The sequence below is a fragment of the Microcoleus sp. D3_18a_C4 genome (assembly GCF_036702415.1).
Taxonomy (GTDB): Bacteria; Cyanobacteriota; Cyanobacteriia; order Cyanobacteriales; family Microcoleaceae; genus Microcoleus.
This window is the reverse complement of the sequence record NZ_JAUBTI010000232.1, coordinates 1-1383: the sequence shown is the minus strand read 5'-3', so window position 1 is coordinate 1383 and position 1383 is coordinate 1. Positions and strand designations below refer to the sequence as shown.

1 protein-coding gene is annotated in these 1383 nt (G+C 43.0%); it reads left to right on the top strand.

What is annotated here, in order from left to right; all coding sequences use genetic code 11:
- Nucleotides 1-105: 105 nt before the first annotated feature.
- A partial coding sequence (locus tag QUB16_RS33360; protein ID WP_333322685.1) for a transposase occupies nt 106-1383 on the top strand: 1278 nt, incomplete at its 3' end.

Below are 1383 nucleotides of genomic sequence, written 5' to 3'. Positions count from 1 at the left end.
CTAGGGCGTCGGTTCAGTATCAGGAGTTGACAAAACAGACGGGAAATGATATGTGAATTGAGAAGCCTGTTAAATTCTCACAATCAGGAAGAAGGAAGAAACCTTATGCGTCCTCCCTTATGGCATCCTCCAGTTGAACTCTCAGACGCTGAAGCGTCGATCGTCAAACGCATTAAACGAGCCAAGTTATTCACGTTTCTTCGATTGAATCGTTCATTCATATTTAATGATGAGTTTCAAGAAGAACTTGCTACAATTTTTAAAGACAGCACAGTGGGTCAGAGCCCAATTCCTCCTGCACAAATTGCCTTGGCAATTATTCTGCAAGCCTACTTAGGCATTTCTGATGATGAAGTAATTGAAGAAATGCTCATGGATCAACGTTGGCAGTTAGTTCTTGATTGTCTCAATTGTGAAACTCCCCCTTTTAGCAAAGCCACTTTGGTGAGATTCAGAAAGGGCTTAATTAAAAAAGAACTAGACCAACGTTTAATTGACCGCACCGTAGAAATTGCCAAACAAAAAGGTGGATTTGGCTCATCTCAACTTAAAGTGGCTTTAGATTCATCCCCGTTATGGGGAGCCGGGAAAGTCGAAGATACATATAATCTATTGGGTCATGCTTTGCGTAAGGCGGTGAGTGTGATAGCTGCTGTGCAGGGGAGGGAGCCAGCAGAAATTGCCCATGAAGCAGGTGCACCCATCGTTAATAGTTCCAGCTTAAAAACGGCCTTAGATTTAAACTGGGATGATCCAGTAGAACGTCAAAATGCGCTCTTAATTCTCCTAAATAGCTTAAATTCCGTAGAAGAATGGATGCAAAGCCAGGCTAATTGTGATGACTTTGAAGCGGCTCAAGATTCTTTGTGTGTTGCCCGAGTCATTGAATCCCAAAATGTAACTTTAGACTCTCAAGGAGTTCCGACTCTCCGCCAAGGGGTCGCCAAAGATCGTCGCATTTCTATCGAAGACCCCGATATGCGGCATGGGCGTAAAAGCCGCTCTAAAAAAATAGATGGATATAAGCGTCACGTCCTCAAAGATTTAGAGAGTGGTGTAGTTTGCGCGGTTGCGTTGACACGCGCCAATACTCCAGAATCCGCTGCTACAGTTGACCTAGAACGTGACTTAAAATTTCAAAATATTCACCTAGCCGAGTTACATATTGACCGGGCTTATTTATCCAGTCATTGGGTGACACAACGGGATGATAAATTACAGATATTTTGCAAGGCGTGGCCGGTCAGAAATTCTGGACGGTTTGATAAAAATTCTTTTTTTCTTGACTGGGATACGCATTTAATTCGCTGTCCCAATCAGGTAAGTATCCCATTTGAACCGGGGAAAACTGTTCATTTTCCTCAGAATGAATGTGCAATTTGT